The sequence below is a fragment of the Solibacillus sp. FSL K6-1126 genome, assembly GCF_038003445.1.
Lineage (GTDB): Bacteria > Bacillota > Bacilli > Bacillales_A > Planococcaceae > Solibacillus > Solibacillus silvestris.
Map to the genome: position 1 here is coordinate 3,468,270 of NZ_JBBOPD010000001.1, position 19,383 is coordinate 3,487,652.

Consider the following 19,383-nt stretch of genomic DNA (forward strand, 5'->3'; position numbering starts at 1 on the left):
AATTATGTGAGTAGTAGGTTCGTACAATCAAAAACAAAAATACCATTGCTTAGTTCAAACTAGGCAATGATATTTTGCTTTTCACTGAAGAAATTTCTCCTATTTACAAGGCTGCCTGCTTTACTAAGCTCTCTAAATAATCCAGCTTGTACTTAGGTGGAATCGTAATCGGATTTATTCCATGCTCATTGAACAGCTTCAGATATTTTCGATATGTGCTATCTGAATAATGCTTAGTAGGTGTATCTAAATTTCCTTTAGAAACATATTTTGCAAATTTTTTCATTTCTGATTTTTCTCTAATTGATAAATCCATTGCAGCAATCATTGCCTCTAAACTAGGATAAGAATAAAAATCACCAGTAGGGCAAATGTTCAAAATGTACTTGCTCATATAGTTGACGTATTTTTCTTTTTTAAAATAATCCTTTAAAAACCGCGGCTCTCCTTTTTTATATTTTTTGTACTTCAAATGATCTTTTTTAACACACACCTCAAACCTCATCATCCCTCTTTCCCACATTTCAACATGTTCATTTTTATCTCTACGCTCTTGTTCCTTATCATAGAAGATAGTATGAATGCTTTTACATTGATGATATTGTGAAGTGAAATAAATCTTTTTTTCCAAGTGAGCCTTTTTCATTTTTAACTTCCTGAATAATTCAAAATAAATGTTCCTAATATTTTCATCGGAAACCTCAATATCAAATCGATAATCCACTCTACTAAGATTATGTTGCTCGAATAGCTGCTCATCCCCATAAACGATGCTCAATGCTCCTTTAATATAACGCTCAACTTGCTCATAATCACTTTCTTCTACATTCCCTTTATTTAAAATCAAAGGAACATCTATTACCATCTTACAAGATGCATTAAAGTTATTTGAGTATTCCACACTACTTATCCCTTTCATCATATGCCTGTGTAAAATTTCATTTATCGGTTCTTTACCATAGTGATCCTTTCTAAAATTTATATGTTCGTAATCTAGTTGTAATGAAAACTCTGCTGTATGAATCATATTTTCTCTCCTCTTTTGAAGCGGAGATTTTCAATTTAACGTAGTTATATCAACGCATTTCCGTTTCTTACTTACGCCATATTCCCCGCTTATTTACGTCTCTTAACTGCTCATATTTCAAGTGACTTTTCATTCTACAAATTTCCGAGAGAAACTATTCAAAAAACATTTTCCACACTATGCTTGTCAACTAAAAAATGCTATAAACGATAATGCGGATATGCATAAAAATACGGATATTTATGCTTTATGCAAGAGGTTCGATTCAAGGAAACCTCTTACCAAATAAGCATTACAATAAGATTTACCAATATAAACCAACAATAAGTCGTATGAATAATATTACAAAGAATTGAGTATGTACCATTGCCAATTAAGATTTAAATTGAATGTCAAATTCATTTACACCAAATCTATCTTCGATGTTACTTAGCTAACAATTTAAGAGAGGGCAAACGGAAGGATTGAAGAAGATTAATAGATTAGTGGAATCAAGGAAATTACTTGGGAGAAAATAAGCAAAAAATCCTACACCATTTACGATGTAGGATAGGAAATTAATGTAGATTGAGAATAGGATTTTATGACCGCTATTCTCGCTGGAATTTACATAGGCTGAATAGATTGAATTTAAATCCATTTCCCCTCTCGTTGGCTGACTGGTTCAGAAATCTTTTTTATTACTACACTTTTAAAATATTCATTTTAATAAATAAATTTATATTTATTCAAAATCATAAACGGTTTTTAAAGGGTTTAATACTTCATAAATCTCATTGTATAGATTATCACGATTTGATACTTCATTAAAATATATCATTGAGACTATAGGTTTAAATTCATTAGCACTACGGGAAATCCCAATTCCTGTTAATATCTCATCACTCGGTATGTTATAAACAGTTTCAAAATCTGGATTATGTACTTTTAACTTAATTTCACTACTTAGTGATTTCTCCTTAAAGTAATCTGTCAAAGCTAGTACTAATCCATCTTGGCTCCCCTCATCACCATCAATAATAACCAGTAGATCTTTTTTTAATGTTTTAAATACTTCAACAAAAAAAGGCATATATACTTTTCCGTGTGGAGTATAAAACTCGGTTGAACTCTCAAATCTATTTTTAATTGAATTAAAAGCCAAAATTTCTGATTTCCCTTCAACTAATATAATAAATTTATTAAATAAGCATCTATAAAACTCATCGTTATACAGTGTTTGAGTAACTAAAGCTTGAAAAAACAGTTCATTTTCATAAGCATTTAATTTTGTTTTTATATTATTTCTAATAGTATAGTTTCTGTTTTCAAAACTTAAAGTCTTACGAGCTGTATCTTCCATAATACTTCTCAATCTTTCTAATGTTAAATTAATAGTTTCTACACCTGTTATTGTTCGATTTAAAATACACAAGTCTTTTATATTAACATTAATTTCTGAAAGCAAACGGACACTATGTGTAGCAATACGAATTTTTATATCTGCATTCGCTAATTCTCTAAATAAACGACAAACTAATTTAATATGATCCTCATCTAAAAAATTCTCTGGTTCATCAAAACATATATAATTCAAATTATTTAAATTGTACTCGGATAATATCGTTAAAATATTAGTAAATTTCTCTTGACCTTTAGATGGCTTCTCATTCATGTATTTGTTTTTCTCAACTAAGTTACTTAGTAATTTAATAAATGCATTTAATTTAGGAGAAATTGCTTCGGTTTCAGCATTTTTAGAATTAGTACTACCTCGTTCTAATTCGTTATTGTAAATGTATTTTAAAGCAGCAAAATCGAGTCTAACCTTCATTTTACTTTGGTTAAACTGTGGTTGACCTTCTTCGTTTATATATAAGGCAGCTGGATTATCTTTAAATATTTTTTTTAATGCTGTAGTTTTCCCAGAACCATTAGGACCAACGTATATTTTAATATCCATTATTCCTCCCTCAATTCCTTATTAACTGCATAACAATATTTTAAATATAAATTAATAATTGATGCATTTGTAAGTTCATCTATATAAGCTTTATCTCTAATTTTTGTTAACGCTATAACTTCAGCTGATTGTTGATTGAATCTATCTAACCTAATCTTAGAAATTTCTTCAATCATATTAATAAATTCCCTAAATTCCACCAAATCGTTAGGATACGTAAAACTTAAATTTCGATCAGTTGAAATATTGAAGTACCGCTCTCTAAATAAGCTTGCTAATAATTTATCTGGTTCCAAATACTTTTCCCAACCCCAAGATGCATTTAATTGCATTTCAAACATAGCTTTACTAATAATATCATTAAGGTCATACAAAACTTTTTGATTATATATGTCGATTTTATCTTTAATTTTATCAGGGAGTTTATTATATTCTGCTTCAAAAAAGACAATTTTATCTGGGAAATAATCTACTAATATTGATTTAGTAATATCCTGTCTATCAATAATTTCTATCCCATAAAAATAGTAACTCTCCATTAAAGCTTCGTATGCTTCTTTCGAAAAAACTACAAATCCTTCATCAGTATCTCCATTGTAATTTTTAGGATTATGATTTCGTAAGATATGATTATTTAAATCTATTACTTTAATAGCTCTTTCTTTCCTATTCTCTTTTATAAACGGTACTTTTATACTCCCTAATATCATTATATCCCCGGAAGATGTAGATACGTCTATAAATGCACTTTCGTTATTCTGATAATCTAACTGTTCAAAAGTGTTAGTTTTATTCCTATATTCAAACTCAATAACCAATTCATATACCGTAGTCCATTCAGAATCTTCATGGACTACATAATCTGCAAGGAATTTTTTACTAACTTTAAGATATTCATCTGAACCTTTTTTTTCATACTGAATTACATTTTGTACTTCATTTTGTTGCATGCCTGATATATAAATAGCATCAACATATTTTAAATCCTTAACCCCCAATTCAGAATAATTTTCATTCGAAGTCAAATTAGGATTAATTTCATAAACGCTGGTTTCCTTAAAGTTTCTATACACAATTAAATTATGAACAAATATTTTATAAAGATCTAAAGAATTATAAATATCTTCATCTTGATTTAAATAAAATTGCAGATTCCCTTTTAACCAAGTCTTATTAATATCTAATGCTTTATGTTTTAACACTACTTTTAAATAGAAATCACTTTCTTCAGTACCAATGAAACTACCTTCACTTATTAAAGCAGGCAAATATGATGAAGTATCATTTTCGTAGACACTTTTTATATACTCTACTAATTCTTCAATAGTTCTTTTCTGTTTAATTTCTGTTAGAAAACTCCCCATTTCGAACAGCTCCTTAAAATTATTTTATAAATCCACATTAGTATGCTAATATCTAATGTTTTGTTTATTCAACTTTAATTTCTCCCTATACTCTGCTTCGAGATCATCTTCAATATCACATTTTAATGTCCATGAATCCTTTAAAAGAATTTTTTTATAACCGCATTTTGGACATTTATATTTATATCTTCCAAAATAGGTTCTTGTATTTTGCATCTTTCTGTAATCATTTTTACAATATGGACCTTCCACTTTACCTACATTGATATCCAATATCTCATCCGTATAATTACTTCTACGTTTTGGATTCGCATAGACTCTCCACTTAAATCCATAAGATTCTCCCTCAAACTCTAATTCATAATGTCCTCCAAAACCTATAACCATAGGAAATGGAGTTTGTAAATTAAATATTTGCTTTCTAATAAACCAGCGAATTATTATTATAAAGATCAAAAATAGCATCCAATAGAATAAAAACTTATAGTCAAGAATTAAATTAACAAGTCCGGTAAGATTAATAGCTTTATCAAATAATATAATGTTAACAGCATATGTTGTTAAAAATGTAGCTGATAAAGAAGCTAGCACTCCAATAGTAAAATCTTTGATGTTCCTGTTCATTAATAACACCTTACCTCCAATTATTTATATAGAAAATGAAATTTATCAATTTATTAAAATAAACAGTTTTTTAAATAGCCATCGACTTTTTCAGTGTCCTCAATCATCAATAACGTTATTTTTTAATAAGACAATAATTTCTCTCTCAACGCTTCATCACTCGCATAAATATAAAGCCCTTTAATACCCCGCTTCATTAAAATATTGATGGAATTTAAGACGATTTTTTCTTTTGCTTCATTTACATTGGCAATGCCTTCTGTGCCTGTATAAGCACCTTTGTCCATATACTTACTCGTATCAATTACGATTTCATCTTTAGCAGTATCGTATTGAACAGAGGGACCAAGCACGACACCAACATAATTTAAATCAAAGCCTTGAATTGTATAAATGGATCCAGCTTCATGCACTGTTTCAGGTTTCTCAGCCCAGGTGTATTTCGTACTTGTTGTGTTCCAAGGCATTTTGTATTCTCCATTTGATTCGTTCACATAATATGTGCCACCATCTTTTTTATGTAGATAATCAAATGTTGAAACGACACGGCTTAATCCAAATTGATGATTTTGATTCTTAATTTTTTCGTGCATAGCTTTCATCGTTTCAAACACTTTAAATTCATAGTTCTCATCATGAGGTAATGGGAGCACTTGCTTACGTTTAAATGCATTAATCCAATTAATTACCTCATCATTTGCCTGCATACGGAACTGGCTTGATAACTGATATTCCTCCTGGTATGTGCTTAACTTTTTTAGTTGCTCTAATGTAGCAGCCCCCCATAGGCTTTTCAACTTAAGTACTTGATCTTGGTCATAAATAATAACGACTACTTTTGCCAGCTTTAAAAGTTCCTCAAGATGATTATTTCCATGAAAATTATTATAAGTATCTGGCTTTGTTAGCAATAAGTGAGCTTCATCAACAAAAATAATGTCTGCTTTTTTCTGTTCTTTTTGAAGGGTGTTTATTAATGGTGTAGGTTTGGCAAAATTTTTCCCCTTTAGATGCTTTACCTGCTTCGCAATTCCTTTATAGGTCTTAAACATTTCCTCATGGTTTACAACTAAATAGTTTTCGGTCTTATATAGTGGTGAAGATGCTTCTTCGGCTCGTTCCTGTATTGTGTTGAAAATCGAACTTAAAACTACACTTTTTCCTACACCAGCTTCACCTTCTATCACTAACAGGCTGCCATATTCGGTTGTAGTTGCTTGTACTTGTTTCTCACAAAATTCGAGTACTTTTTCTTTTAATTCAAGTTGTTCTATGGACAATTCTTTGAAAGGAGATAATTTAAAAATGTCTTTGTTTTCAATCGTATGAAGCTCATGATTAACAAGCTTTTGTTCATATAATTTCTGCCATAGTTCTTTAAATAATTGTTGATCGTAGTACGGTTTGTTGTAATAGTTGTGCGTAAAATCACTAGCCGTTTTACTTTTGTTTTGCAATGTATATTTTTCATCACCAAGGAAGTAATTTATAAGCTTCGTTTCTAAATGGAAAGTTGCGGATCGATTAAATTCATCATGCTTGATGAGATTGATTTGAACAATATTTTTACGAGATTTTAAATGTGCTTTCATTCGATTTTTAAAATATACAGTTTCTCCAATATAAGCCTCTTTATTCCCGTTCAACACATAAATGACAGGGTAATTTAAATATTGTTCTGTGTTGCTTATTTGATTAATACTATCTTGTTTAAACGGCAAAGATAGGATTTCGATTGCTGGCATTTTTTCACCTACTTCTAATTTTCCCCAGTAAAACAGGTATTCAACTTTTACAAGAAATTGATTCCTATGTAGTGTGTATTAGGTCACTATGAAACCAATTACTACTTTAATAATAACAAAGCAGCAATAGGAATATCTACCAGATACAAAACTTCTGAAATAGTCATAGATGCCCTTTCTACTTTCATCTGCTCGTTTAGCTTTATTACAAAAGTTTGTGGCTACCAGCTCTTTTACATTTATCAATTGTGATTACGGAGAATTAGTCTTCACCCATAAATTATCCAAATCATTTGAAACTGTAACGTTTCTATCACTATTGAGATTAACAGACTTCAATAGCACTATTCCCCCTCCGTGTAAGCGATTGGTTAGGGGGATATTGCCGAAGCAATTATGCCATTCAACCCTTGATACTAAAGGATTCCTAATAAAAAAATGGAATATTTTTTTCAACTTTTTTTCGAAATTTTTTTATCTTTTTTTTCGAATTTTAAGCTCTAATTAGACTAAAACCCTTGGAGGAATCAAATAATAGTTTTTTTAGTCGAATTCTTCCATCGCTAATTAACCCATTTTTACCGGAATAATTATTCAATAGTTTTCCTAGTCATTTCCTTCCAACAATCATCCCTCTATTTTTATAAATATAGCTTGAATATTCAAGAAGCCTCTATGGCTTTTTCGATATAAGTTGTATAAATGTTATATAACTTTTGCATTATTTTGCTCTGTACAAGCTTTTCATTGGAAGAATCTAATTATAGTTTTCTCAGTCATTCTCTTCCTCATAAAATTTCTTTAAACTTATATAACAGTTATATATAAGTTATATAAATGTTATATAACTTTTGCATTATTTTGCTCTGTATGAGCTTTTTCATTGGAAGAATCTAATTATAGTTTTTTCGGTCATTCTCTTCCTTTTAAATTTCCTTTAAACTTATATAACAGTTGTATATAAGTTATATAAATGTTGTATAACTTATGTCCTTTTTCATATAAATGCGGCACCAATATCCAAGAAGCACCCTATGACTTTTCGATATAAGTTATATATATGTTGTATAAAAATTATATAAATGTTGTATAACTTATATCACTTTCCATATAAATGTGGCATTAATATATGAGAAGCACCCTATGCTTTTTCGATATAAGTTGTATAAATGTTATATAACTATTTGCCAGTATAAAATCAAAACACTATTAATTAAAAGGTAATTTGTATTTAAATCTCAAATGTAGCTGCTAGTTCAAGCGTTCTTATATCCTCAATTCATTTGTAATTATTGGCTTTTAATGTAGTTGACTTTACGACTGAAATGCCTTATTTGTGTCTAAAATGTGACAACTGTGTACAACAAATTCCTATATGTGTGCACGCACTCGTTTTCCCCTTCGAACTAGAGGCAGGTATTGATCTACATTCGTACGTACGTATGCCTACTTGTTGGCGGATTGCTCTCGCTCCATGCCTGTTTATATAACATTTCGTTTACTAGCACGTACCATGAAATATCAAAACACTGTTAATAAAAAAAGCATTTAAACCTCAAATGTAGCTACTGATCTGAATGCTCTTATAACCCCTATTTGTTTGAAATCATTGGTTTTTAATTTAGTTGACTTTATGACTGGAATGTCCAATTTGTGTCTAAAATGCGACAACTGTGTACAACAAATTCCTATATGTGTGCACGCCCTCGTTTCCCCTTCGAACTAGAGGCAGGTATTGCTGTACATACGTCCGTGCGTAAACCTACCTGTTGTCGTATTACTACAAGCGAGCTTTACGGATTACTCTCGCTCCGAGTACACTTATGCTATTTCGTTTAATAGCACGTGTCATGGAAAACCAAAACACTGTCAATTAAAAAGAAAAAGGCATTTAGACCTCAAATCTATCTGCTGATCCGAATGCACTTTTGCCCTTAATTATTTGAAATTATTGTCTTTAAATTGAGTGCACTTAACGGCAAAAGTAGTATGCGTGCTGTAAATGTTACTACTGTGCAAAGTTGGTACGGTGTATGTTGCCCTGCTGTTTCACCACAATTCCTTCCTAACTTATAGCTTTTTGGTTTATAGTAGCTAGCCAGTGTAGGTGTAGGATGTGTTCTAAATTTTATATTTCTCATCCATAATAAAAAATGGTAGTACAGACTATGCCATGGTCCGTACTACCATTGTTAATATATTTTTGCTACAATTTCAGTTTTTTTATTTGGTTCGGAAATATAAATGACAGACATTTAAGACCGTAATCATATGTCGCTCAAATAAACTTTGAGGCAGATATGCGGAAAATTCCAGCTAAATATCCTGAAGTAACAAAATACTATCGTGACCTTTACAATAGTATCGTTACAAACTAACAACATAAATAAGTAGATTAAAGGCTGTATTAGGAAAGTTTTAATTTCCTAGTGCAGTCTTTTTTTCGATGTATGGTATCGAACATCTTTTTGTATGGAAGATGAAATTAATTCAAATGTTCAGATGTATACAATTTTATTTCTCTTAACTTTAGTATTTGTCCGACTTAGAAGGCTTATAAATAGCTGATTCTATGTATCCGACACTTTTTTTTGAATATTCGTTTCTCCCAGTTTGTAGAGTGTCGTAGCTATACTTCAGCTGGCTTCACATCTTATAACCGACTTTCAGACGTGTTCGACACTTTTTTATGAATATTCATTTCTGCAAGTTTGTAGAGTGTCGTAGCTATACTTCAGCTGGCTTCACATCTTATAACCGACTTTCAGATGTGTTCGACACTTTTTCATGAATATTCATTTCTGCAAGTGTATAGAGTGTCGTAGCTATACTTCAGCTGGCTTCACATCTTATAACCGACTTTCAGACGTGTTCGACACTTTTTTATGAATATTCATTTCTGCAAGTTTGTAGAGTGTCGTAGCTATACTTCAGCTGACTTCACATCTTATAACCGACTTTCAGATGTATTCGACACTTTTTTATGAATATTCATTTCTGCAAGTTTGTAGAGTGTCATAGCAATTCTTTACTGACTTAATAACACTTACTATCTATTACGGAGGAACAAACAAATGGAACAAACTATTGAAAAATCAATCGAAGAAAAAATTGAAAGCTTAATTACACAAAGCCTTGAAAAAGTCATTGAAAAAAATATTGAATTAATCCTCGATTCAAAGCTTGATTCTTACCTTGGAAAAAAGCTTGGATTTACTCTTGATAAAAACCTTGAACAAATCTTTAAAAAAAAACTTGATGAAACAATTGGACAGCAAAATGAACATACAGCTAAAGAGTGGCTGAACGTTCAGGAAACTTGCGACTATATTGATATTTCCTATAAAAGCTTACAAAAACTTATTGATCAAGGTCTTAAAGGTATTTCAATTGGTCGCAGCAAGCGATTCTCCAGAACGGAAATCAATCACTTTTTAAAAAATATACAAGCATAAAAAATAATACAAAACACAAAAGGAGATCATTCTAATGACAACAATGGACAAAGCAGTTAAAGAATATATGAAAAGAGGCGTTACTCATTATATGGTGAAAATGTATGGGGGTATCGATCCTTATACGAAAAAGCAAATCGACATTACAAAACGTGGCTTTAAAACAAAAACTGAAGCAAAAGCTTTTTATGCTCAAAAGCAAGCGGAAATGCTACAACGAAATGATACTGATAATCCAAACCTTACTTTTGAGCAATTCTATCATTCTCACTATGAAGAATACCTTCATAATTGTTCCCTCGAAAAAAGTACTTTAGGGAAAATTAAAGGGATTTTCAAAAACCACATCCTACCTTTTTACGGAGATTTAAAGCTTAAAAATATTTCTTACCAAGATACTTTGCGATCTTTTGAAGTATGGAAAGAAAAATTACAAAAACCATCAAAAGTAGCAATCGAACTAAATAAATGCTTAGAACAGGCTGCCTATAACGATTACATTCCGAAAAATCCCGTTAAACTTGATGGTTTACGATCGTGGGAAAAAAAAGAAGAAAGAAAGAGAGTCAATGCACAAGGTGATAAATTGTTCTATACATTAGATGAAATTGATTTATTTATTCAAAAGCTAAAAACAACAGATGATATTTCAAAAATTGCAAGTTTCCTCTTGCTTGTAAATTTAGGCTTACGCAAAGGAGAGCTTCTTGCACTACAATGGCAAGATATTGATTTTCAAAATAAAACAATCCATATTCATCAAGCAGTTGGTATGGACGAATTGAATAAGCCTTATATTAAAGCTACGAAGAACTTTTTAGTAAGAACACTTGATATTGATGAGGAAACTTTCCAAGCACTATTAAAATGGCAGGAGCTCCAAGCAGAACAATTAAAGTGGCAAAGTCTTGAGCATCAAGGTGATAAGCAGTTTATCTTCCCAAACAATAAAAATACTTTTTATACTAACAGCAAGTTAAATACCTGGTTAAAAAAGTTCCAAATCCAACACGGACTAAAACTTGTTTCAATTCACGGCTTACGTCACAGTTGTGCTACTCGTATCTATTATCAAACGAAAGATATAAAATTCGTTCAACATTTCTTAGGTCACACAGACATGGCAACAACGGTAGATACGTATATTCATTGCATTCCCGAAATAGGCAGTATATTAGTAAAACGTTTTAATCGTACTGCATAAATGATTATTAGTTGAATCTCAATTCGTGCCAAAGTACAGTTGTATTTTGGCACTTTTTCTTTCTCTTTTTTTTTACAGGTATTCGCAATAATGTAGAAATACTTAAAACTAACCCTTTTATTTATACATTAATCATAAAAAAGCTTGGTGGAAATCTTATCAGACAAGTCTCTACCAGGCTTTTTGCTTTTTTATTAATTATCCCCACTCAATACTTGCTGGTGGCTTAGAAGTGATGTCTTACAGTACGCGGTTTACTTCGTTGACCATACGTACTGAGATATATTTTCTAGTACATCGTATGGGATATGTGCCCAGTCAGAAGTCATACCGTCGATACTCAAAATGAATTATACTTCTATAATTCTCCCTATAATATAGTTATTTAAACAATGTGGGGTAATTATTTGCCCTATTAATGTTGATTTAAAATTTTTCATTCCAATATTTATTGATATAGACCTTTTAGAAATATTCAAATATCTCGGTTCATTAGATTCATTTAATATGTAACTATATATCTCAACAAGAATCTCTTCGACATATTTACCTCTAGAATTTTTTATAATATCTTGCTTAATATATTCTTTTTCTATCTCTAATTTTTCTTCATTAACTTCAATAAAACCTGGTGTTATAGATTTTAAATCCTCTATTGTTATGTCTTTAAATTCTTTACCTAATTTATTCTTTATTGATTTTAATTCCTTCAGTTTATATAACTTAGGTTCCCTTGTTTTCGGAATTTTGTTGTTAATTTGAAACGAATACCAAGCATTAACTAATAACAAATCATTTAATACTTTATTTAACTTTGTTTCAAAATGATGCAATAATACTCGATAGTCATCAAACTCCTTTCCAATAGACCTTGAACCAATCCGAATATGATTCTGCAAAAATAATTCTAATACTTTTGTTTCTGCATATAAATTTTCAATAGAATAACAAGGTGTTATATAAATACGTTCTCCTAATGATGAAGATTTATGAAAATCCCTATCAACAAAAAACATAGAAGAATTAATTATTCCTTCAGAATCTAATGCAAGTTTAGTGCAAATATCTATTACATTATCTCTACAACCACAACCCTTAGAATATATTCCCTTATCTATATTCTTCTCATATAGAATTGATTCAATTTTATTAGGATAAAATTTAAAATCATCATTACCTTCATAAAAACAAAATAAAGTATTATCTATACCATGCATATTTTTTGCTTGTACTGCTTCTTGAAAAATTACCGCAACTGAATCATCAACTTCGCTTTCCATCGTTGATACATAATCATTTGTATCAGGAGGATTTAAAGTTGTAGTTCCTCTAAAATTATCCACAATCATTAAATCACTCCTTTAATTTCCTTTTCTTCTTACTCTAAATTTACTTAAGTCTTTGGCAAATTCACTAAATTTATTTTTGAAAATAAATGGCGAATGTGTTGTAGCTATTAAAAGATTTACTCTTCCCGAATTATATATATCTTCAAGAATGTATTTTTGCCAAGGAATTGATAATGATAATTCCGGTTCATCAATAATATAAATCATTGGCTTATTATCTTCTAAATACAATTCGGAAAAAATTGATAAAATTTGTTTCTCCCCAGAAGATAACTCATTAAATTTTATTAACGTGGAATCTTCTTTATCTACTACTATAACTTTAGGGGTAGTTTCCTCAAAAATAATCTCTTTATTAATTAAATATTTATTACAAATTCCAATAAATTTTTTTATTTTTTCATCAATCACACTTTGTTTTTCGTGTATACGTACTAATTTATATAAATAATACTCAAGAAAACCCTTGTTTTCTAAATCTATCGAATTTTGAACGTTAAAATAATTATATAATTTTTCTACACTTTTCATTTTTTCTTTTCCAATTCTTCCAGTAACAATACTTATCTTATTGTAGGTAATTTTCTCTCTTTCAGAATCTGAAATTTCTAATGGTCTGTTCTCTAATAAGTCTGTTAATACTTCTTTTGCTAACTCCCCATTTAATTCATGTGCCTGTTCTTTAAGTTTGAATACAAGTTCTTGGATTTTCTCTTCAACATCACTTAAACCAAATTTTAATGAACCTCCTTTAATATGTTTCTCAACTTCAAAATCTTCATTATATAATTCCTTAATTTCAGCTTCTACACGTCTAAACGTCGGTAGATATTTTACCTCTTCATTAATTTCCTTATCTTTCTCATTCTCTAGGTTTTCTAATAAATTATCCATACATCTATAAAAATGCATTTTTGTAATTCTTTCATTTACATATAAATGTTTCAATTCATAAAAAAACTCATTTAACATTACTAACTCATTTCTATTAAAACTTTTTGAAGCCAAATAAATACCCTTTAACCTAAGTAGACTTTCATCTAACTTTGTAAAGTCTATAAAATAATTAGAATATTTCTCTAAGTCGTAATCCGAATATTCGAAATGTTTTTTCTTGTTTTTTTCCTTACGGGTATTTTCAATAGTAACAACTTCATCAAAATAATATATATCTATTTTTTCAAATGGTAGCTGATTCAATGTATTAATATCGTTTTTCAAAGCAGCTACAATAATTTTAATTATCGTTGTTTTCCCATGCCCATTTTCACCGACAAAAATATTTATGCTTGAATCAAAGTTTAAATGATAGTCATATTTATTAAATAAACCATAGATTTTGATAGCTTCTACTGAACTTTTATTAGGGTAATGTTTCTTTTTTAAAAAAGATTCTATTATACCTTTAGCAAAAGATTCATCTATTTGTTCTAATCCCTTTAACCCTAAATTAGAAATCAAGTTTTCAAATTCCAAATCACCTAGATTCAGTTCTCTTTTTAAATCTGATAAATCCATAATAACGCCTCCAAAAGTTAATATATTAACAATTATAGTAAAGTTAGCAAATCCCTCTAGGATCAAAAAATACTTTAACTCAAAAATACAATTTTAGGTACTTTTAATTTACAGGTAGTCAACTTGTTTACAACCTTGCCCTAAGTAAACGCGTTTAATAACTCGGCTTCAGTAACATCAATACCAACCGTACCATCATTAGTGTTATTTAAAAGACTATTTAATAAGCTATTATTCACTCTCCGGGCTACCTAATAACTCTAAAGTTATCTTTTCATTTTTCTGAATTCCAGACACTTCAATATTATCTATTTTTCACATTTACTAATATTTTACTTCTGTATATTTTACCACTTAAATCCCTCTATTTGTAAAAAAACATCTATAAAAGCTTAATTATATTATGCACTCCCTTCATTAATAATCTTATAAACCGTCGCTCTTCCAATTCCATATTCTTTAGCAATATCTGTAGCACTTTCTCCCGCTTCAAACAATGCTCTTACATGCTTTTTAACTTTATCATCAATTGCAGGTCTGCCACCAACACGACCACGTTTTCGAGCAGCATCTAAACCTGCTTTTGTTCTTTGTTGGATAATATCCCGCTCAAACTCTGCAAATACAGCTAGCATTCCAAACATAGCTTTTCCAGTAGGCGTTGAAGTATCAAATGAATCATGTACCGATACGAAATCTACTTCTTTTTCTTTTAATCGGTCTGTTAGCTCATACAATTCTTTTGTACTTCGTGCCAAGCGGTCTAGCTTATACACAACGAACAAGTCTCCTTTTGTAGCTGCTTTCATTGCATTGATTAATTCTGTTCGCTCATTCTTACGACTCGATACTTTCTCTACATATAAAACAAGCTCTAACCTTTTTTGGTCTGCATAATTTTGAATTGCTCGTTCCTGCATATCTAAATTCTGTTCTTCAGTACTTACACGACAATATCCAATAATTCTAGTCAAAGTTAACCCCTCATTTCTATAAATTTATACGTTTTATATACCATCAATAATAGACGAGTTTATAGACGAATTCCATAAAAAAAGAGAACCTAAACGTTAATTTATGCTCCGTCTTCAAGTTGTCTATTAAACGATGGTTTTATAGACATTTATTTCATAATTAAAATGTGAACCATATCGCAACCGAAATACTAGATCATTCTGGTAGATAAGATTATCGAGACAGCAAGTTTACTGGTAGGCTTTACACGGATTCTTTGCGGGCATAATTCACTTTTAAAAGGCATAGTAAAAATGTTACTTAACATACCTTTTACTAGGGCTAAATCATACATGATTGAGAACATCAAAATTAATAATTCAATTCAAACTGTATTGAGAATATTCGAAAATTACGCTATAATTCAGTGTGTAGAGATTACAAATAAGACTGTTTAGTGGTGGTACACTAAGCAATCTTAGCAACAAGCAGAATCGATTCAAAGGCGATTAGCGAGCAAAAAGTAAAAAAAGTAAACCACTACTCAACTTTGGCGGAGAGGGCGGTTTATTTTTTTTGTAAAAGCAAATGACAATGCCATTACAAATACGATAAGTGTTGAAAAACGTATAGCTATCATCATTGCTTCGCCCTTACCAACAGCTATACACCTCACGATTCTACAATACTAATGTCCGAACGAGTAATACACATGTAAATTGAAGAGGGAAAGTATTTAATCATAAAAAAAGGCTTACCGATCTTATAAGACCAATAAGCATGAGATGAATTCAGATGGATAAGTTTGTTTTTAAAGTTAATTCTCGATTCAACTGAGAGCCATTTAGTCAACGACCTCAAATTGCATCGTTTCAAAATTTAGCTCCATTGGAATGTAATGCGTTACGATCATCATTAATGGAAATGCCAGCGTCACTGTATAAGCATATACGTGCATGAATTGTAGCGGATCAACCTGTGCATATATTACCATCACCCAATGAGCGAGCACATACGGAACATAGAAAACGATAAAAAAGTAAGCTAGGCATCTGGCGGTTTGTTGCATACTCGAATAAAAGCCTGATGCGATATATAATAATACGTCTCTTGTTTCTTCTTTCATAATACCGTCGCCTCCATAATATAATGTTTCTTCTATTATATTATAAAAATGATGTACCACGATATTCTCTATTACACCATAAGACATGTTTTTAATTGTTTAGAAAGTAACTTTATACTATTGCTTAAACAGCAGCATACACCCTTCGTATTTATTCATAATGTAAATCACCCCTAGCCATTTTGAGCAAAAAAAGAGATGCAATATGCTGCATCTACTCTATTTTACGCCAATCAATAATCTCAATTATTGCATTTGAAAGCTGATTGTACAGGATTAACCAATTTCCAACGATATTTAATTGAATCAATATTTCACCGTTAATATTTTCTCGAAATACAAGAACAATAATAGAGAGTTCTTTATTTTCGGAACGCTCTAATACCCCAGCCTTCACCATGTAGTCATTAAAATGGCATTCTACGTATTGTTTTTCATCTAGCTGAGCGTCTAGTAGCGTTCGTATCGTCTGAGCCACATGCTTGTACAGCTTATGTGTATTGAATTCGTCTTGTAGTGCTACTGCTAAATCGTGCTTAATTTGCTGTGCTTGCAAAAGAATCGCTCCCTTCATAATGTGTTCTTATTATCATTCTACACACTTCATTGAATTTTTTAACATTTATAAGTAGTTATTGGAACTTTTAGAATTCTTAGTCGTAAATGTAATATGAGTTTTGAAGGAGGTGTAGTGTAGCATGACTTATAAAATATTTATGAAAGATAAATTTGACGGCAGTCTTGAAGAAGTTGATGAAGAAATATATCACAGTAAAGATGATGCTCAAGATGCTTTATCTGAAGTAATCAATAATTTTATGACAGGAGCAGAAGTACTTGAACTGTCTGGAAGAAGCTCTTTAGATTCAAATGATTATGAATTTATAATCAAGAAAATTTAATTTTGGCAAAAGGGTGAAGGTTATTTTTCTTTACCCTTTTTCTGTATTTCATTCATATAGACCTAGTTATGCACTATCGTTTGAACTTAGATACAACAAAGCTTTCAATGCTATTCAAAAGAAATTGCACCGGAACATATTTTGAATAAAATCTTGCATATACAGCCGATTCCTTAACGTTAAAAATCATCATTTATAGCTGCTTTTAATAAATCTTTATTCCAAGTCAACAAGAGAAGTGTATATTCTTCTGCCGATAAATCAAATGCTTTCTCACTATGTATTTTAGGTACTATGATGCATGCTCCTTCCAACTACACACCCTTTATAGAATTTATGCGTGCAAAATCTAATTATAGAAATATACAATCCCCATTATTTAAGATGATATTTTTGTCTGTTAGAACACTAAATTACATAACGAACAATTTTCCATAGTCCCCCTCTCTTCGAATCTAAAATTTCCAATTATACAACATAGCTACCTAATTTAAATGTTCAGAAGTAAACAATTTTAATTATTTTAACTTTAGCGTTTGTTCGACTTAGAAAGCTGATGAATAGCTGATTCGATGTATCCGACACTTTTTTCTGAATTACCTTTTCTACAAATGCATAGCATGTCGTATTAATACTTCAGCATGCTGCATACTTCATAATCGCTGATCCGATGTATCCGACACCTTTTTTTGAATAATCTCTTCTGCAAATTTGTAGAGTTGAGTATTAACACTTTAGCAATCTTCATCGCTTAAGAACACTTACTATCTATTACGGAGGAACAATCAAATGGAAAACTTAACTACACAAAATCTTGAAAAAAACATTGTAACAGAGCTTGAATTTGTCCTTGATAATAACATTGAACAAATCTTTGATAAATGCTTATTGATTAGTGGCATAACGATAGTTAACTTTGTCGAAGCGAGCGATTCTCAAAAACGAAAATCAATCACTTTTTAATCAATGTATAAGAATAAAAAATTGAAAACATAAAAGGAGATCATTTTAATGACAACAATGAACAAAACTGTTAAAGATAAAAAAAATCAAATCGACATTACAAAGCGTGGTTTTAAATCAAAAACTGAAGAAAAAGCTTTTTATACTCAAAAGCAAGCAGAAATGTTACAACGAAATGATACTGACAACCCAAACCTTTCATTTGAGCAATTCTATCATGCTATTTATGAAAAACACCTTCAAAATTGTACCATCGAAAAAAGTACTTCAGGGGAAATTAAAGGTATGTTTAAAAACCATATTCTTCCGTTTTATGGAGCTTTAAAGGTTAAAGATATTTCCTTTCAAGATACTTTACAGTCATTTGAAGTATGGAAAATAAAATTAATCAGACCATTAAAGGTAGCAAACGAACTAAATAAATGCTTACAACATGCGGTAGAATACGGCATCATTTCAAATAATCCTGTTGATCTTTGGGTTTTGCGTTTATGGGTAAAGAAGGATCGACGTATGAAAGGTAATCAACAAATTGAAAAATTATTTTATACCCCAGATGAATCGGACGAGTTTATTCAAAAGTTGATAGCAACAGATGACATCTCAAAAATCGCAAGTTTTCTCTTGCTTATAAATTTAGGCTTACGCAAGAGTGAGCTTCTTGCACTGCAATGGCAAGATATTGATTTTCAAAACAAAACAATCCGTATTCATAAAACCATTGGTTCGGACGAATTGAATAAGCCTTATATCAAAATTCCGAAGAACTGTTATGGTAGAACGCTTGATATTGATAATGAAACTTTGAAAGCATTATTTAAATGGCAGGAGCTCCAAGCAGAGCAATTAAAGTTGCAAAATCTTGAGCATCAAGGCGAAAAGCAGTTTATCTTCCCAAACAATAAAAATACTTTTTATATTAACAGCAAGTTAAATACCTGGTTAAAAGAGTTCCAAACTCAGCATGGGCTAAGGCTTGTTTCAATTCATGGCTTACGTCACTCTTGTGCTACCCGTATCTATTATCAAACGAATGATGTTAAATTCATTCAGCATTTCTTAGGTCACACAGACATAACAACTACAATAGATACGTATATTCATTGCATCCCTGAATTAGGCAATATACTAGTAAAGTAAATTAATCAAATTGTATAAATGATTGTTAATTGAATCTCAATCCGTGCCAAAGTACATTTGTATTTTGGCA

Annotated in this window: 15 protein-coding genes and 1 pseudogene; 5 read left to right on the forward strand and 11 right to left on the reverse strand. The window is 30.6% G+C overall.

Going from position 1 to position 19,383, the window contains the following annotated elements:
- Positions 1–103: 103 nt before the first annotated feature.
- From MHH44_RS17275 to MHH44_RS17295, 5 genes are all read right to left on the reverse strand, one after another.
- On the reverse strand, positions 104–1,027 hold the full coding sequence (locus MHH44_RS17275) for a hypothetical protein (protein WP_340799179.1): 924 nt from the start codon (positions 1,025–1,027) through the stop codon (positions 104–106).
- A gap of 724 nt (positions 1,028–1,751) precedes the next feature.
- A complete protein-coding gene (locus MHH44_RS17280; RefSeq protein WP_340799180.1) occupies positions 1,752–2,969 on the reverse strand; it encodes a TOPRIM nucleotidyl transferase/hydrolase domain-containing protein in 1,218 nt (405 codons plus the stop codon).
- Positions 2,969–4,333 (reverse strand): hypothetical protein, encoded by a 1,365-nt coding sequence (locus tag MHH44_RS17285; RefSeq protein WP_340799181.1) that lies wholly within the window; start codon positions 4,331–4,333, stop codon positions 2,969–2,971. The genes MHH44_RS17280 and MHH44_RS17285 overlap by 1 nt, the downstream gene beginning before the upstream one ends.
- Before the next feature lie 45 nt (positions 4,334–4,378).
- Positions 4,379–4,957 (reverse strand): hypothetical protein, encoded by a 579-nt coding sequence (locus tag MHH44_RS17290; RefSeq protein WP_340799182.1) that lies wholly within the window; start codon positions 4,955–4,957, stop codon positions 4,379–4,381.
- Positions 4,958–5,079: 122 nt separating this feature from the next.
- A complete protein-coding gene (locus tag MHH44_RS17295) occupies positions 5,080–6,702 on the reverse strand; it encodes a DUF2075 domain-containing protein (protein WP_340799183.1) in 1,623 nt (540 codons plus the stop codon).
- 3,074 nt (positions 6,703–9,776) lie between these two features.
- Between MHH44_RS17295 and MHH44_RS17300 the strand changes: the two genes are divergently transcribed.
- On the forward strand, positions 9,777–10,157 hold the full coding sequence (locus tag MHH44_RS17300) for a helix-turn-helix domain-containing protein (protein ID WP_340799184.1): 381 nt from the start codon (positions 9,777–9,779) through the stop codon (positions 10,155–10,157).
- A gap of 34 nt (positions 10,158–10,191) precedes the next feature.
- On the forward strand, positions 10,192–11,361 hold the full coding sequence (locus MHH44_RS17305; protein WP_340799185.1) for a tyrosine-type recombinase/integrase: 1,170 nt from the start codon (positions 10,192–10,194) through the stop codon (positions 11,359–11,361).
- Between the two features lie 240 nt (positions 11,362–11,601).
- Here MHH44_RS17305 and MHH44_RS21225 read toward each other — a convergent pair.
- The 6 genes and pseudogenes from MHH44_RS21225 to MHH44_RS17330 all read right to left on the reverse strand — a co-directional run.
- Positions 11,602–11,708: pseudogene (locus MHH44_RS21225) on the reverse strand (GMP synthase (glutamine-hydrolyzing)); the annotation flags it as partial.
- Between the two features lie 3 nt (positions 11,709–11,711).
- Positions 11,712–12,710, reverse strand: coding sequence for a DUF4435 domain-containing protein (locus MHH44_RS17310; protein ID WP_340799186.1), 999 nt, complete (start codon positions 12,708–12,710; stop codon positions 11,712–11,714).
- A gap of 12 nt (positions 12,711–12,722) precedes the next feature.
- Positions 12,723–14,228 carry an AAA family ATPase gene (locus tag MHH44_RS17315; RefSeq protein ID WP_340799188.1) on the reverse strand — a complete coding sequence of 502 codons (1,506 nt, stop codon included), beginning with the start codon at positions 14,226–14,228 and terminating at the stop codon, positions 12,723–12,725.
- 401 nt (positions 14,229–14,629) lie between these two features.
- Entirely contained in the window at positions 14,630–15,202 is a 573-nt protein-coding gene (locus tag MHH44_RS17320; protein WP_340799189.1) for a recombinase family protein, read from the reverse strand.
- Positions 15,203–16,026: 824 nt separating this feature from the next.
- Positions 16,027–16,308, reverse strand: coding sequence for a hypothetical protein (locus MHH44_RS17325; RefSeq protein WP_191699619.1), 282 nt, complete (start codon positions 16,306–16,308; stop codon positions 16,027–16,029).
- A gap of 214 nt (positions 16,309–16,522) precedes the next feature.
- Positions 16,523–16,864 carry a hypothetical protein gene (locus MHH44_RS17330; RefSeq protein WP_191699618.1) on the reverse strand — a complete coding sequence of 114 codons (342 nt, stop codon included), beginning with the start codon at positions 16,862–16,864 and terminating at the stop codon, positions 16,523–16,525.
- A gap of 142 nt (positions 16,865–17,006) precedes the next feature.
- Here MHH44_RS17330 and MHH44_RS17335 point away from each other — a divergent pair, with 142 nt between their 5' ends.
- The 3 genes from MHH44_RS17335 to MHH44_RS17345 all read left to right on the forward strand — a co-directional run bounded on the left by MHH44_RS17335 (position 17,007) and on the right by MHH44_RS17345 (position 19,313).
- Positions 17,007–17,210 carry a hypothetical protein gene (locus tag MHH44_RS17335; RefSeq protein ID WP_340799190.1) on the forward strand — a complete coding sequence of 68 codons (204 nt, stop codon included), beginning with the start codon at positions 17,007–17,009 and terminating at the stop codon, positions 17,208–17,210.
- A gap of 789 nt (positions 17,211–17,999) precedes the next feature.
- Positions 18,000–18,173 (forward strand): hypothetical protein, encoded by a 174-nt coding sequence (locus tag MHH44_RS17340; RefSeq protein ID WP_191699616.1) that lies wholly within the window; start codon positions 18,000–18,002, stop codon positions 18,171–18,173.
- A 48-nt stretch (positions 18,174–18,221) separates the two neighbouring features.
- Positions 18,222–19,313 (forward strand): site-specific integrase, encoded by a 1,092-nt coding sequence (locus MHH44_RS17345; protein ID WP_340799191.1) that lies wholly within the window; start codon positions 18,222–18,224, stop codon positions 19,311–19,313.
- Positions 19,314–19,383 lie beyond the last annotated feature (70 nt).

Coding starts and splice junctions, on each gene's coding strand:
- MHH44_RS17275 (WP_340799179.1), bottom strand. CDS start 1,027: ATGATTCATACAGCAGAGTTTTCATTACAACTAGATTACGAACATATA.
- MHH44_RS17280 (WP_340799180.1), bottom strand. CDS start 2,969: ATGGATATTAAAATATACGTTGGTCCTAATGGTTCTGGGAAAACTACA.
- MHH44_RS17285 (WP_340799181.1), bottom strand. CDS start 4,333: ATGGGGAGTTTTCTAACAGAAATTAAACAGAAAAGAACTATTGAAGAA.
- MHH44_RS17290 (WP_340799182.1), bottom strand. CDS start 4,957: ATGAACAGGAACATCAAAGATTTTACTATTGGAGTGCTAGCTTCTTTA.
- MHH44_RS17295 (WP_340799183.1), bottom strand. CDS start 6,702: ATGCCAGCAATCGAAATCCTATCTTTGCCGTTTAAACAAGATAGTATT.
- MHH44_RS17300 (WP_340799184.1), top strand. CDS start 9,777: ATGGAACAAACTATTGAAAAATCAATCGAAGAAAAAATTGAAAGCTTA.
- MHH44_RS17305 (WP_340799185.1), top strand. CDS start 10,192: ATGACAACAATGGACAAAGCAGTTAAAGAATATATGAAAAGAGGCGTT.
- MHH44_RS17310 (WP_340799186.1), bottom strand. CDS start 12,710: ATGATTGTGGATAATTTTAGAGGAACTACAACTTTAAATCCTCCTGAT.
- MHH44_RS17315 (WP_340799188.1), bottom strand. CDS start 14,228: ATGGATTTATCAGATTTAAAAAGAGAACTGAATCTAGGTGATTTGGAA.
- MHH44_RS17325 (WP_191699619.1), bottom strand. CDS start 16,308: ATGAAAGAAGAAACAAGAGACGTATTATTATATATCGCATCAGGCTTT.
- MHH44_RS17335 (WP_340799190.1), top strand. CDS start 17,007: ATGACTTATAAAATATTTATGAAAGATAAATTTGACGGCAGTCTTGAA.
- MHH44_RS17340 (WP_191699616.1), top strand. CDS start 18,000: ATGGAAAACTTAACTACACAAAATCTTGAAAAAAACATTGTAACAGAG.
- MHH44_RS17345 (WP_340799191.1), top strand. CDS start 18,222: ATGACAACAATGAACAAAACTGTTAAAGATAAAAAAAATCAAATCGAC.